This window comes from Bradyrhizobium sp. (assembly GCF_035701725.1).
Classification (GTDB): Bacteria; Pseudomonadota; Alphaproteobacteria; order Rhizobiales; family Xanthobacteraceae; genus Bradyrhizobium.
The window spans coordinates 1-13,759 of record NZ_DASSRP010000109.1 but is presented as its reverse complement, the minus strand read 5'-3'; the positions used below and the strand labels follow the sequence as shown (position 1 = coordinate 13,759).

Annotated in this window: 13 protein-coding genes; 7 read left to right on the top strand and 6 right to left on the bottom strand. The window is 62.4% G+C overall.

The genetic code is table 11. The features are described from left to right. Both VFL62_RS05955 and aspS read right to left on the bottom strand, forming a co-directional pair. Window positions 1-1,054: malic enzyme-like NAD(P)-binding protein (locus VFL62_RS05955; protein WP_325171447.1), on the bottom strand; the 1,054-nt coding region annotated here is incomplete at its 3' end. Between the two features lie 57 nt (window positions 1,055-1,111). Next, on the bottom strand, window positions 1,112-2,902 hold the full coding sequence (aspS, locus tag VFL62_RS05950) for an aspartate--tRNA ligase (RefSeq protein WP_325171446.1): 1,791 nt from the start codon (window positions 2,900-2,902) through the stop codon (window positions 1,112-1,114). Window positions 2,903-3,098: 196 nt separating this feature from the next. Here aspS and VFL62_RS05945 point away from each other — a divergent pair, with 196 nt between their 5' ends. Together VFL62_RS05945 and rnd are read left to right on the top strand one after the other, a co-directional pair. Continuing rightward, window positions 3,099-4,574: a protein adenylyltransferase SelO gene (locus VFL62_RS05945; RefSeq protein WP_325171448.1), complete on the top strand. Its 1,476-nt coding sequence runs from the start codon at window positions 3,099-3,101 to the stop codon at window positions 4,572-4,574. 416 nt (window positions 4,575-4,990) lie between these two features. Continuing rightward, on the top strand, window positions 4,991-6,139 hold the full coding sequence (rnd, locus tag VFL62_RS05940; protein ID WP_325171445.1) for a ribonuclease D: 1,149 nt from the start codon (window positions 4,991-4,993) through the stop codon (window positions 6,137-6,139). A gap of 16 nt (window positions 6,140-6,155) precedes the next feature. Here rnd and VFL62_RS05935 read toward each other — a convergent pair whose 3' ends face one another. Next, window positions 6,156-6,332: a hypothetical protein gene (locus tag VFL62_RS05935; protein WP_325171444.1), complete on the bottom strand. Its 177-nt coding sequence runs from the start codon at window positions 6,330-6,332 to the stop codon at window positions 6,156-6,158. A gap of 29 nt (window positions 6,333-6,361) precedes the next feature. Here VFL62_RS05935 and VFL62_RS05930 point away from each other — a divergent pair, with 29 nt between their 5' ends. Beyond that, the gene (locus VFL62_RS05930; protein WP_325171443.1) at window positions 6,362-6,535 is read left to right on the top strand and encodes a hypothetical protein; all 174 of its coding nucleotides are present in this window, start codon (window positions 6,362-6,364) and stop codon (window positions 6,533-6,535) included. 244 nt (window positions 6,536-6,779) lie between these two features. Here the strand turns inward: VFL62_RS05930 and VFL62_RS05925 are convergent, their stop codons facing one another. Next, window positions 6,780-7,754: an autotransporter outer membrane beta-barrel domain-containing protein gene (locus VFL62_RS05925; RefSeq protein ID WP_325171442.1), complete on the bottom strand. Its 975-nt coding sequence runs from the start codon at window positions 7,752-7,754 to the stop codon at window positions 6,780-6,782. Window positions 7,755-8,233: 479 nt separating this feature from the next. Here VFL62_RS05925 and VFL62_RS05920 point away from each other — a divergent pair, with 479 nt between their 5' ends. Next, complete coding sequence (locus VFL62_RS05920) at window positions 8,234-8,437, top strand: cold-shock protein (RefSeq protein WP_072825325.1); 204 nt, start codon at window positions 8,234-8,236, stop codon at window positions 8,435-8,437. 66 nt (window positions 8,438-8,503) lie between these two features. On the opposite strand, the gene purN is transcribed toward VFL62_RS05920, so the two are convergent. Then, window positions 8,504-9,196 carry a phosphoribosylglycinamide formyltransferase gene (gene purN, locus VFL62_RS05915; RefSeq protein WP_325171441.1) on the bottom strand — a complete coding sequence of 231 codons (693 nt, stop codon included), beginning with the start codon at window positions 9,194-9,196 and terminating at the stop codon, window positions 8,504-8,506. Continuing rightward, window positions 9,190-10,263: a phosphoribosylformylglycinamidine cyclo-ligase gene (gene purM, locus VFL62_RS05910; protein WP_325171440.1), complete on the bottom strand. Its 1,074-nt coding sequence runs from the start codon at window positions 10,261-10,263 to the stop codon at window positions 9,190-9,192. The genes purN and purM overlap by 7 nt, the downstream gene beginning before the upstream one ends. A gap of 224 nt (window positions 10,264-10,487) precedes the next feature. Here purM and VFL62_RS05905 point away from each other — a divergent pair, with 224 nt between their 5' ends. The 3 genes from VFL62_RS05905 to VFL62_RS05895 form a co-directional block, all read left to right on the top strand. Beyond that, window positions 10,488-11,030 (top strand): CDP-alcohol phosphatidyltransferase family protein, encoded by a 543-nt coding sequence (locus VFL62_RS05905; RefSeq protein ID WP_325171439.1) that lies wholly within the window; start codon window positions 10,488-10,490, stop codon window positions 11,028-11,030. Further along, window positions 11,031-11,705, top strand: a complete 675-nt coding sequence (locus tag VFL62_RS05900; protein ID WP_325171438.1) for a DnaA ATPase domain-containing protein — start codon at window positions 11,031-11,033, stop codon at window positions 11,703-11,705. Between the two features lie 122 nt (window positions 11,706-11,827). Next, window positions 11,828-13,759 (top strand): RNA degradosome polyphosphate kinase (locus tag VFL62_RS05895; protein ID WP_325171437.1); only part of this gene is annotated, 1,932 nt, incomplete at its 3' end.

The following is a 13,759-nucleotide window of genomic DNA, read 5'->3' as shown; positions in this document are numbered from 1 at the left end:
TGGCATCGACCGCCGCCTTCTTCATCTCCTCATTGATCGCGGTCGCGCCAACATCGAGCGCACCGCGGAAGATGAACGGGAAACACAGGACGTTATTGACCTGGTTGGGGAAGTCCGACCGGCCGGTGCAAATCATCGCATCGGGACGGGCCTTGCGCGCCTCGTCCGGCATAATCTCCGGGTTTGGGTTGGCGAGCGCCATCACCAGCGGCTGGTCCGCCATCTGCTTGACCATTTCCGGCTTCAGCACGTTCGGCGCGGACAGGCCGAGGAAAATATCGGCGCCCGGAATCACGTCGGCCAGCACGCGCTTGTCGGTCTTCTGCGCGTAGACCGATTTCCAGCGGTCCATCAGCTTCTCGCGGCCTTCATAAACGAGGCCTTCGATGTCGCAGACAAAGATGTTCTCGCGCCGTGCGCCCATCGACACCAGAAGATTAAGACAGGCGAGCGCTGCGGCGCCTGCACCCGAGCAAACGATCTTGACGTCCGACAGCTTCTTGCCGTTCAGGAACAGCGCATTGGTGATCGCCGCGCCGACGATGATGGCCGTGCCATGCTGGTCGTCGTGAAACACCGGGATCTTCATCCGGGCCTTGAGCTGGGCTTCGATCTCGAAGCAGTCCGGTCCCTTGATATCTTCGAGATTGATGCCGCCGAAGGTCGGCTCGAGCGCGGATACGGTCTCAACCACGCGCTCGATGGTGTCGGCAGCGATTTCGATATCGAAGACGTCGATGCCGGCAAACTTCTTGAACAGCACCGCCTTGCCTTCCATGACGGGCTTGGAGGCCAGCGGCCCGATATTGCCGAGACCGAGCACGGCTGTGCCGTTGCTGACGACCGCCACCAGATTGGCGCGCGAGGTCAGCGAGGCTGCTTCTGCCGGATTTTTGGCGATCTCGGTGCAGGCAGACGCAACGCCCGGCGAATAGGCCAAAGCGAGGTCGCGCTGGTTGGCGAGCGGCTTGGTCGCCTGGATCTCGAGTTTGCCGGGCCGCGGCAGCCTGTGATAGGCCAGCGCTGCGGCGTGAAGGTCATCGGAATAGGACATTCGCTTCCCCACGAGGGGGCTTCGCTGCCCCCAAACAATCGACCCTGAGGTATTGGTTTAGTTTTGCGGCAGATTGAGCCGGATGTGAAGCTCGCGCAACTGTTTCGGCGTGACCTCCGAGGGCGCCCCCATCATCAGGTCTTCGGCCCGCTGGTTCATCGGGAATAGAACCACCTCGCGCAGGTTCTCTTCGCCGCACAACAGCATGACAATCCGGTCGATGCCGGGCGCAATGCCGCCGTGCGGCGGAGCGCCGAGCGAGAGCGCGCGGAGCATGCCGCCGAACTTCGCCTCCAGGACGTCCTCCGGATAGCCCGCAATCGCAAACGCCTTTTTCATGACGTCGGGCCGGTGATTACGGATCGCGCCCGACGACAATTCGGTGCCGTTGCAGACGATGTCGTATTGAATGGCCTTCAGGCTCAGGAGCTTTTCATGATCATTCGGATCAAGCTTCAAGAACTCTTCCGGCTCGATGTTCGGCATCGAGAACGGGTTATGCGAGAAGTCGATCTTCTTTTCTTCCTCGTTCCATTCGAACATCGGGAAGTCGACGATCCAGCAGAACTTGAACTGACCCTTTTCGATCAGGTTCAGCTCTTCGCCGAGCCTCGTGCGCGCCGATCCGGCAAACTTCCAGAACTTCTCAGGATCGCCGGCGACGAAGAAAGCCGCATCGCCTTCCTTCAATCCGAGCTGCGCACGGATCGCTTCGGTCCGCTCCGGGCCGATATTGTTCGCCAGAGGTCCGGCGCCCTCACCGCCTTCGCGCCACATGATGTAGCCGAGGCCGGGCTGGCCTTCGCCTTGCGCCCATGAGTTCATGCGGTCGCAGAAGGCGCGCGAGCCGCCACCTTTACCCGGAATCGCCCACACCTGGTTCTTTGGATCTTCGAGCAAGCGTGCGAACACCTTGAAGCCCGAGCCGCGGAAATGATCCGAGACGACCTGCATCTCGATCGGGTTGCGCAGGTCGGGCTTGTCGGTGCCGTATTTGCTCACTGCGGTGGCGTACGGAATCATCGGGAATTTCTGCGTGACGGGCTTTCCGTCGGCAAACTCCTCGAACACGCCGCGCATGACAGGCTCGACCGCGTTGAACACGTCGTCCTGCGTGACGAAGCTCATTTCGATATCGAGCTGATAGAATTCGCCGGGCGAGCGATCGGCGCGCGCGTCCTCGTCGCGGAAACACGGCGCGATCTGGAAATAGCGGTCGAAGCCCGCGACCATCGTCAGCTGCTTGAACTGCTGCGGCGCCTGCGGCAGCGCGTAGAACTTGCCGGGATGCAGCCGCGACGGCACCAGGAAGTCGCGCGCGCCTTCCGGCGAGGACGCGGTCAAGATCGGGGTCTGGAATTCAAAGAACCCCTGCTCTTTCATCCGCTTGCGGATGGAATCGATGATCTGGCCACGCTTGATGATGTTCTGATGCAGCTTGTCGCGGCGCAGGTCGAGGAAACGGTACTTAAGCCTGATGTCTTCAGGATATTCCTGCTCGCCGAACACAGGCATCGGCAGTTCCGCCGCAGGGCCCAGCACCTCGATCTCGGTGGCGTAGACCTCAACGAGGCCGGTCGCCAATTCCAGGTTGTCGGTGCCCTCGGGCCGCCGCCGCACCTTGCCGTCGATCCGGACCACCCATTCCGAACGCAGTTTTTCCGCCACCTTGAAGGCCGGCGAATCCGGGTCAGCCACACATTGCGTCAGGCCGTAATGGTCGCGCAGATCGATGAACAGAACACCGCCATGGTCGCGAATGCGATGGCACCAGCCGGACAAACGAACGTTCTGGCCGATATCGCTCTCCCGGAGCGCGCCGCAGGTATGGGACCGGTAACGATGCATCGAGTTTCCATCAATCAAATGTCGGAGGGTCGAATCGGGCAGGCCAAGAAGGCCTGCCTGAAGAGGCTGAGGGTTTACCCGAGGCCGCGAGGGGCGGCAACCGACCAAGGCCTGTTCCAGAGCCACGAAAGGGCGGAAAGTCACCCTTTCCAGGCAGCCGGATTGTCTATTGGCCGCATATGCCTATCTTGATCGCATGACGGTGCATTTCCCCTTCCAGAACACCTATACGGCCCTCCCTGACGGCTTTTTCGCCAGGGTATCGCCGACGCCGGTGGTCGCCCCCCGGCTGATCAAATTAAATCGACCGCTTGCGGTCCGCCTGGGTCTCGATCCCGACCTCCTGGAGACGCCTGAGGGCGCCGAAATCCTCGCCGGCAAATGTCTGCCCGACGGCGCCGAGCCGATCGCCATGGCCTATGCCGGCCACCAGTTCGGCTATTTCGTTCCCCAGCTAGGAGACGGCCGGGCCATCCTGCTCGGCGAGGTCATCGATCTCGATGGCGTCCGCCGCGACATCCAGCTCAAGGGTTCCGGCCCGACGCCGTTTTCCCGCCGAGGCGATGGACGCGCGGCACTGGGACCGGTGTTGCGCGAATATATCGTCAGCGAGGCGATGGCCGCCCTCGGAATTCCGACCACCCGATCGCTGGCGGCGACCATCACCGGCGAAAGCGTCATGCGCGAGACCGTGCTGCCCGGCGCCGTGCTGACACGGGTGGCTTCAAGCCATATTCGCGTGGGCACGTTCCAGTATTTTGCCGCCCGCGGCGATACTGAAGGCGTCAGGCGCCTCGCCGACCACGCCATCGCCCGGCACTATCCCGATGTCGCCACCGCGGAGCACCCCTATCACGCCCTGCTGGAGGGCGTTATCGCGCGCCAGGCAGAATTGGTCGCGCGCTGGCTTCTGGTCGGATTCATCCACGGCGTCATGAACACCGACAACACCTCGATCTCGGGCGAGACGATCGACTACGGCCCCTGCGCCTTCCTCGATCACTACGATCCAGCGGCCGTGTTTTCCTCGATCGACGAGCAAGGCCGCTACGCCTACGCCAACCAGCCGCGGATCGCGCTGTGGAATCTGACGCGGCTCGCCGAATGCTTGCTGCCGCTGTTTTCCGACGACAAGGACAAGGCGATCGAGCAGGCGCAAGCCATCCTCGGCGAGTTTCCGAGCAAATTCACCGCGGCCTATCAAACCGGCCTGCGGGCCAAGATCGGCCTGCTCACCGCGCGTGACGGCGACGAGACGCTGGTGCAGGACCTGCTCGACGCGATGGCGAAGAACCAGGCCGACTTCACGTTGACCTTCCGCCGGCTCGCCGATGCTGCGGCAGATGAAACCCATGACGACGTGCGTGCGCAGTTCATCGATCCCTCTGCCTATGACGAATGGGCCGCGCGCTGGCGGCAGCGCCTCGGTGACGAACCGCAAACGCCGGCTGAGCGCGCCCGCAAGATGCGGAGCGTCAATCCCGCTTTCATCCCCCGCAATCATCGGATCGAAGCCGTGATCCAGGCGGCAGTCGGCCGCAACGACTATGCGCCGTTCGAGGAGTTGATCGCGGTGCTGGCCAAACCCTACGAAGATCAGGTGGCGTTTGCCGACTATGCGAACCCGCCTGCGCCCGATCAGCGCGTGCTGCAAACCTTCTGCGGGACATAAATCGTTAACCCTCCGCCGCACATTGCACGGCGCGAGCGGCCGGAACCGCCCGAAATTAAGAAGCGTTCAATCGCTTCCCAGCAAACCTGCCGGTTTGTTTGGGGGATTTTGTCGTGGACGCTCTGGTTTTCGAATTCATGGGCCTCGCCATCATCGGGCTGTGTGTCATTGTGCTGATGGTGCCCTCCTGCGCCCGGCGGCCGTCGGAGCGGCACGCGCGAGACGCCTGATCCGGCCTTTGCCGTCAAGAAACGACGCGCGGCGAGCGGCCACGGCGGCAGCCGTTGCCTAGAACGCGTTTGTTGGCCTTAAATGACGGCCAAAGCGCAGATTCGGGTCTCGAAGTCGCCGCAAGGCCCTTGACATGTCAGCGCTTTCGGCCGAACGCCCTTCGGTAAAAGCGTCATGGACCGTTCATGGATCTGATTACCACTACCGCGGAACTCGCCGCCTTCTGCGACCGCCTCGCCAGGCACTGGGTCATCACCGTCGATACCGAGTTCCTGCGCGAGACCACCTATTACCCGCTGTTGTGCGTGGTGCAGATGGCTAGCGCCGACGAAGCCGCCGTGGTCGATGCGCTCGCCGAAGGCATCGATCTCAAGCCCTTCTTCGAATTAATGGCCAACGAAAAGGTGCTGAAGGTCTTCCATGCGGCGCGCCAGGACATCGAAATCGTCTGGCATCGCGCTGGCATCGTTCCGCACCCGATTTTCGACACCCAGGTCGCGGCGATGGCGCTCGGTTATGGCGACTCGATCGCCTACGACCAACTCGTCGAGCGCGTCACCGGCCACCGGCCCGACAAGACGCATCGCTTCACCGACTGGTCGCGCCGGCCGTTGACGGAAGAGCAGATGCACTACGCGCTGTCCGACGTGACCCATCTGCGCGACGTGTTCGCAGCGCTCGATGCCGATCTCAAGAAACGCGGCCGCAGTGACTGGGTCAGCGAGGAAATGGAAGTCCTGACCAGCCCGCGCACCTACGATTTCCACCCCGAGCGCGCTTGGGAGCGTCTGAAGACCCGCGTGCGCAAGCCCAAGGAGTTGGCGGTGCTGATCGAGGTCGCGGCCTGGCGCGAACAGGAGGCGCAAAGCCGCGACGTGCCGCGCGGCCGCGTTCTCAAGGACGACGCGGTCGGCGATATCGCGACTCACGCGCCGACCAGTCTGGAGAAGCTCGCCAATCTGCGCTCGCTGCCGAAGGGCTTCGATCGGTCGAAATGGGGCTCCGATATCGTGGCCGCCGTGCAGCGCGGGCTTGCGCGCGATTTCGCAACCCTACCCAAAATCGAAAAACCGCGCGGCAACAGCAACGGGGCGGCGACCGTCGAACTGCTCAAGGTGCTGCTGCGCATGACGTCGGAACGTCATGCGGTTGCAAGCAAGGTGATCGCGACCGTCGATGATCTCGAACAGATCGCCGCCGACGACAATGCCGATGTCGGCGCATTGCACGGCTGGCGGCGCGAATTGTTCGGCGAGGCCGCACTGGCGCTCAAGCACGGCCAGCTCGCACTCGCGATCGAAAAAGGCAGGGTCGTAAAAGTGGACCGGAACTGAGCAATCCCGCGAGCGCTCAATCCGTTTTACCGCCATTGGGCTTGTTGGGCGCTGCTTTGGCGGCCTTCGATACTTCCGCGAGCGCCATCGATAGAATATAAGCGCTGGTATGCATGTTAAGCTGGCGTGCTTTCTCGATCGCGGCCGAGATCATGTTAGCCAGTTCGTCGAGGTCATTTTTAGGACTCGCCATTTTAAAGGTCTTCTTCCGGAGCGCGTACGGTGAACATCGACGATCCCGATCACCCCGGGGACAAATTGCTGCAACTGCTCCGCGAGAACGAGATCGACCTGAACGTGGTTGAAGGATTGCGACTGGTGGTCGCCTTCCGAAAAATCAAGGACCCCGCCGACCGGCGCATTTTGATCGAACTCGCCGAGCGGCTGGCGAAATAAGCCACCTCCGCCCCGTGTCCGGTTCGCGAAAGATGAGCGAGCCACAACCGGCTGCCGCGCGAAAAGCCCGCCCCAGCCGCAGCCAGCTTCACAAGCCGCGACGATCCGCCGAACGACCGGCGTTGCGCACCAGCCCAATCCCACATTGAAGTCACCCCATGACGCAGTGACTACTTTAGCGGGTGTAATGCTGTTTTTTCAACTTTTTTCGACGGTCAGCATGGATGCGATGCACATCGCAAGGTTACCACTTCACCTCGATACCGGCTGTTGCCTGATGAGATTGCAGGGCGGCGCGAAACTTACCGTCATAGTTGAGATACACGCGCACCGCATTGCTCAGACTGAGCGAAAGCGCAGCGCCGGTGTCAGCGCCATATCTGCTTTCACCGATCCCCTGCACCATGATGCTCTCGGGCCCCAGGGTGACGGCGACCTGGCTGAGCCTTTGCTCGAAGTTATCGACGAACTTGCCGTAGGCCGAGACGTCGACGATCTTCCGATCAATGATCCAGTAATGACCGATTTCGGCGCCCAGCAGCATACGCGATCGCTCAAGCGTCGCGCCGCTCGCCGAAATCGGATCGAGGCCGCCCACCTCCTGGAACGATCCGGTCGAGGCGCGAACATATTCGAGCGCCACTTTCGGAACCAACCGGCTTTGCTCCGCGGTCCAGTAGTAGCTCAACTCCGTCAGCGCGCCGTCGACCTGGCCGTGGTAGGCGGCGGTCGCAGCGCCGAAGCCGGTGTCGCGGCTGGAGTCGATCTTGCCAAAACCGTGAACCAGCGCCATCGCCCAACTCCACGGTCCCCTGTCGATGGAGGCGTTGAAGCCGAGCTGCGTCAGGTCTAGATTTGCCGACTGCATCGCCAGCGGCACGTCGATGCTGGTCCGGCTTTGGTCGATCGAAAATCCGACATTCACCCCCGGTGCGACCCTCGCGCCAAACCCGGCGACGCCGCCCGTCGTGCTGCGTTTGTCGCCGAAGAAGGGCCCCTGCGGACCGGTGGTGCTGGAGATGCCATACACTTCGCCCCAGCTTCGGAACGCCTGCCCCTCGAAGGCTTCCGATGCGCCCCCGCCCCCCGGATTGCTGCGCGAGGCACGGCCGAAGCCGCCCGTCGCCTGGTCACCGAGCCGCTCCAGGAAATTGCTGCCGAGATTTGCGATCCCCTCACCCGCGGAAAAGTCGGATGTGGTCTCCGATGGCGTTGGCACAGGTGGAGGCGGAGGCAACCGGGCCGCCAGAGCCCCTGGCCCGGCGGAAGCTGCAAGGACGAGCGTCAAACCGGCGAAAAGAAACCTTGTCGGCCAAAAGCCCATCTGAACTGTTCCGCGCGATGGGCCTGTCAGCCCGAAAATACCAAATTGCCTATAATTGAGGGATTTGGTCGCGGTTCTCCAGCGCCGTCAATCGCTCATGGCCAAGCTCTGAGGGCAATTGACGACCCTTGTTGTTCCCCTGCCACAGGGTGCCCTGGTGCGGCTTCGATGCACCCTCAGATTTGCCAAGCCCTCCAGAGGCTTGCTAACAGGCAAATTTCGTGTTGCAATCCTTGTCACAATCGGAATTAGGCCGATCGGCTGTGCGTTTCGCGACTAGGAAATTCAGCAGACATCCTCAAAGCCCGCTTGTGGCGTGGCACGCAATCAATGCGTGGCCGCGTCTTCTTTACGTCTAGACCAGGAGACAGGCGATGCAAAAAGGCACCGTCAAGTGGTTCAACCCGACGAAGGGTTATGGGTTCATCAAGCCGATGGTCGGCGATAAGGACGTCTTCGTCCATATCTCTGCCGTTGAGCGCGCTGGGCTCACCACCCTTAACGAGAATCAGGTTATCGAATACGACCTTGTCGAGAATCGCGGCAAGACCTCCGCAGAGAATCTCAAGGTTTCCTAAACCTCGTCACGATCCGCGCAAGCAATCCTGATGTCCCCCCGGCCTCGCCGGGGGATTGTTTTTGATCTATGCCTTTGCCGGCAGGTGCGGCGATATCAGCGCGCCGCGGGCACTCGCCTTGCCGACGAGCCGGCAAATCTCTCCGTCGAGGCGAAGCTTGCCGCTTGCCAGCAAGCGCAAGGCTTCCGGGTAGATCTGGTGCTCGATTTCGAGAATCCGTGCCGACAACACCTCCGGCGTGTCGTCATCGCAAACCGTTACCACCCCCTGCATGACGATCGGGCCGGCGTCGGTTTCCGGCGTGACGAAATGCACGGTCGCCCCGGACACTTTCACGCCGGCGGCGATCGCCTGCGCATGCGGATCAAGTCCCGGGAACGACGGCAGCAGCGAGGGATGAATATTGAGCATTCTGCCGTACCAGCGCTGCACGAACTCAGCCGTGAACAGCCGCATGAAACCGCCGAGGCAAATCAGCTCGATCCGGTGATCTTCGAGCGCCGACTGCAGCTTCGCCTCGAAAGCGGCGCGATCTTTTCCGAAGGGCTTGCTTTCAATCGTCACCGTCGGGACAGCCTGCGCTTGTGCCAGCGCAAGGCCGCCGGCATCGGCGCGGTTTGAAATCACGACTGCGATCTCGGCCGGGAAACCATCTGCCTTCGCGGCCTCGATCAGCGCGGCCATGTTGGAGCCGCGCCCGGAAATCAGGATCGCGACGCGGGGCTTGTTGCCCCCGTGGTGGGGATCAGCCTTCACCATGAAAGGTCGAGGTGACCGTTATAGACGACGCGGTGCTCACCCTCAGCCGGGATCACTTCTCCCAGCAACGAGACGCTCTCACCGGCTTCGCTAAGGACAGCGGTAACGGCTTCCACCGCGCCAGCCTCGACGACGGCGATCATGCCGATCCCGCAGTTGAAGGTTCGCAGCAACTCGAGTTCGGCGATGTTGCCCTGCTCGGCGAGCCATTTGAAGACGGGCAAAACCGGCAGGCGTGCCAGATCGATCCCGACACCCAACTGCTTCGGCAGCACGCGGGGAACGTTGTCGGTGAAACCGCCGCCGGTGATATGGGCGAGCGCTTTGACCGCACCCGTCTCACGGATCGCGCGCAAGCACGATCGGACATAGAGTTTGGTCGGGGCCAGCAGCGCGCCGCCGAGCGTCATGACCGGCGAAAACGGCGCCGGTGCGTCGAAGGCAAGGCCGGAAGCTCCGACGATCCGTCGCACCAACGAGAAGCCGTTGGAATGAACGCCTGACGAGGCGAGGCCGATGACGGCATCGCCGGCGCGAATATCCGCGCGCGGCAGCAGCGTACCGCGTTCGGCGGCCCCGACCGCAAATCCCGCGAGATCGTAATCACCGGCCTTGTAGAGTCCCGGCATTTCGGCGGTCTCGCCGCCGATCAGCGCGCAGCCGGATTCGCGGCAGCCTTCGGCAATGCCGGCGACGATCGCGGCGGTGGCCTCCGGCTCAAGTCTGCCGCAGGCAAAATAGTCGAGGAAGAAAAGCGGTTCTGCGCCCTGCACCACGAGATCGTTGACCGACATCGCGACGAGATCGATTCCGATCCCGCCATGCAGACCGGTGTCGATGGCGATCTTGACCTTGGTGCCGACCCCGTCCGTGGCAGCCACCAGAACCGGGTCCTTGAAGCCCGCAGCCTTCAGATCGAACAGGCCGCCGAATCCCCCGATTTCAGCCTCGGTGCCGGGGCGGGCCGTCGCGCGGACCATCGGCTTGATCAGGTCCACCAGGCGGTTGCCCGCGTCGATGTCGACGCCCGAATCCGCGTAAGTGAGCCCGTTTTTGCGCTCGCTCATGACCTGTTCCAAAATGCCGCGAGCGGTCCGATTCACTCCACCAGGACGGGGATGCGGACTTCCGAACCGCCACGCTAGCGGGCTGGTTACGTCGGATTTCACCTGTGTGCAATGGTGACAGGCGCTTACTATGTAGACAACAGCCGGACCACCCCGCAAAAAGGGGATAACTTTGGGAAACTAATGGAGTGGCGGTGGCATCCGCTCCCCGGGAAACGAACGAGTTGAGTATTCCGAATATCATTACGCTGGCGCGCATTATCCTGGTGCCGGTTATCATCTGGGCGATAGCCTCCAATGAGATGGAGATCGCGTTTGCGATCTTCGTGATCGCGGGCGTCAGCGACGCCGTCGACGGATTTCTGGCAAAGCGTTTCAACATGGCGAGCGAACTGGGCGCCCTGCTCGATCCACTTGCCGACAAGGCGCTGCTGGTCTCGATCTATGTCGCGCTCGGTATCTGGGGCGCGATGCCGCGCTGGATCGTGATTCTCGTCGTGTCGCGCGATATCATGATCGTCTCGGCAGTGATCGTGTCGTGGCTGTTCGATAAGCCGGTCGCGATGAAGCCGCTAATGGTCTCCAAGCTGAATACCGCAGCCCAGGTCGCGCTCGCCGCATTGATCCTGGCCTCGCTCGGTTTCGGTTTCAAGCCGATGCCCTATGACGTCGTGCTGATGGGACTGGTAACCGTCTTTACGCTGGTTTCCGTGTCGCTCTATCTCGTCGAGTGGGTCCGGCACATGAGCACGATCGAGGCAAGTTAGGTGGCGGGCCGCGTCCACCCGCGTCAGCTGGCATTTGCGCTTTCGCACGCCGAGAGCCTGACGCGCGACAACTTTCTGGAGGGGCCGGCCAACGCAGCCGGTCTGGCACTGATCGATCGCTGGCCGGACTGGCCGAACCGCGTGATGCTTCTGCTCGGCCCCGAAGGCGCCGGCAAGAGCCATCTGGCCGCTATATGGGCAGAGGAATCCGGAGCGCGCTCGATCGCAACGCACGCCTTGACCGCGACGGAGGTTCCCGGCGCGCTGGCGACGGGTGCGCTCGTGATCGAGGATTTGCGATCGGGCGATATCGACGAACGCGCCCTCTTCCACTTGCTGAACCTGGCGCGCGAAGACGGCGCATTTGTCCTGATGACGGCGCGCGAGCTGCCGACTGAGGTGGAACTTCGCGACTTGCGCTCGCGACTGCGGGCGGTGCCGACGGTGCAATTGCTGCCGCCCGACGATCATCTATTCCGGGCGCTGATCGTCAAGTTCTGCGCCGATCGACAGCTTGTCGTCGACGAGGCTGTGGTCAGTTACCTCGCCACGCGCCTGGAACGTTCCTATGCCGCCGTTCGGCGGGCGGTGGAGCTTCTGGACACCGAAGCCTTGCGTCTGGGACGGCCGGTGACCCGTGCGCTTGCCGCAGAGTTGTTGCGTGGCGGCGCCTAAACACGCCGCCGGCATCTTGACGGAACCTGCCGCGGGAACATCAATGTCATTGAAACGTCACCGCGAAATCCCATGGTTTGTGCCATTCCGCCGCGGTTCGACATGAAATGGATCGGAACTTCATGGAATCCGCCCAAGCTGTTGCAACAAAAGACGAAACCAACGAATCCGGCAGCCAGCCGACGATCGGGAGCAGCCCTGAGCGCTTCATCAACCGGGAACTTTCCTGGCTTCATTTCAATCGCCGGGTGCTCGAGGAATCCGTCAATCCGCACCACCCGGCCCTGGAGCGGGTGCGGTTCCTGTCGATTTCGGCCAATAACCTTGACGAGTTCTTCATGGTGCGCGTCGCCGGCCTCAAGGCCCAGGTGCGCGAGGGCATCACCGAGCGCAGTCCGGATGGCCTGACGCCGTCCGAGCAACTCGCCCTGATCAACGCGGCCGTCTCCCAGCTTGCGAAGGACCAGCAGGCGATCTGGCGCGATCTGCACAAGATCCTCGCCGATGTCGGCATCGTGCTCGTCGAAGGCCGCGACGTCACCAAGTCTGAGCGCACCTGGATCGAGGATCACTTCCTCCACAACATCTTTCCGCTGCTGACGCCGCTGGCGATCGACCCGGCCCATCCCTTCCCGTTCATTCCGAGCCTCGGCTTCACCGTTGCGCTTCAGCTCGCACGGACTGCCGACGGCAAGGCGATGAATGCGCTGATCCGCATGCCCGGCAAGATCGACCGATTTATCCGTCTACCTGCGGGCAAGGACGGCACCGTGCGCCTGATCACGCTCGAGCAGGCCACCGGTCTTTTCATTGGCCGGCTCTTCCCCGGCTACACCGTCAAGGGCCAGGGCGCCTTCCGCATCATCCGCGACTCCGAACTCGAAATCGAGGAAGAAGCCGAAGACCTCGTGCGTTTGTTCGAGACTGCGCTGAAGCGGCGCCGCCGCGGATCGGTGATCCATCTCGAAATGGAAGCCAAGATGCCCGAAGAGCTGCGCGCCTTCGTGCAGCGCGCGCTTTCGACCGCCGACGACGAAGTGCTCCTGGTCGACGGCGTGCTCGCGATGAACGAGCTGTCGCAATTGACGCGCCTCGATCGCCCCGATCTCGAATTCACGCCCTACGTGCCGCGCTATCCCGAACGCGTGCGCGACCATGGCGGCGACATCTTTGCCGCGATCCGGCAAAAAGATCTGATCGTCCACCACCCTTACGAGTCTTTCGATGTTGTCGTCCAGTTCCTGCAACAGGCGGCGCGCGATCCCGACGTCGTCGCCATCAAGCAGACGCTCTACCGCACGTCGAACAACTCGCCGATCGTGCGGGCGCTGGCGGAAGCCGCCGAAGCCGGAAAGTCGGTGACCGCACTGATCGAGCTGAAAGCGCGTTTCGACGAAGAGGCCAACATCCGCTGGGCGCGCGATCTCGAACGCGCGGGCGTGCAGGTCGTCTATGGGTTCATCGAACTCAAGACCCACGCCAAACTATCGATGGTGGTGCGCCGCGAAGGCGGCAATCTCACCACCTACGTCCACACCGGTACCGGCAATTACCACCCGGTCACCGCCCGCATCTACACCGACCTCTCCTACTTCACGTCGGATCCGATCATCGGACGCGATGCCGCGCGCGTGTTCAACTACATCACGGGCTATGCCGAGCCGAGCGACATCGAGAAGATGGCGGTATCACCGCTGACCCTGCGCAAGCGGATGATCGAGCACATTCGCGCCGAGACCAATTTCGCCCGGCACGGCAAGCCCGCAGCGGTCTGGCTGAAAATGAACTCGCTGGTCGATCCCGAGATCATCGATTCGCTCTACGAGGCGTCGCAGGCTGGCGTTTCGATCGAACTCGTCGTGCGCGGCATCTGCTGTCTGCGTCCGGGCATCCCGGGTCTGTCGGAGAATATCCGCGTCAAGTCGGTGATCGGCCGCTTCCTCGAACATGGGCGAATCTATTGCTTCGGCATGGGACAAGGCCTGCCGAGCACGAAAGCGGCTGTGTATATCTCGTCAGCCGACATGATGCCGCGCAACCTCGACCGCCGCGTC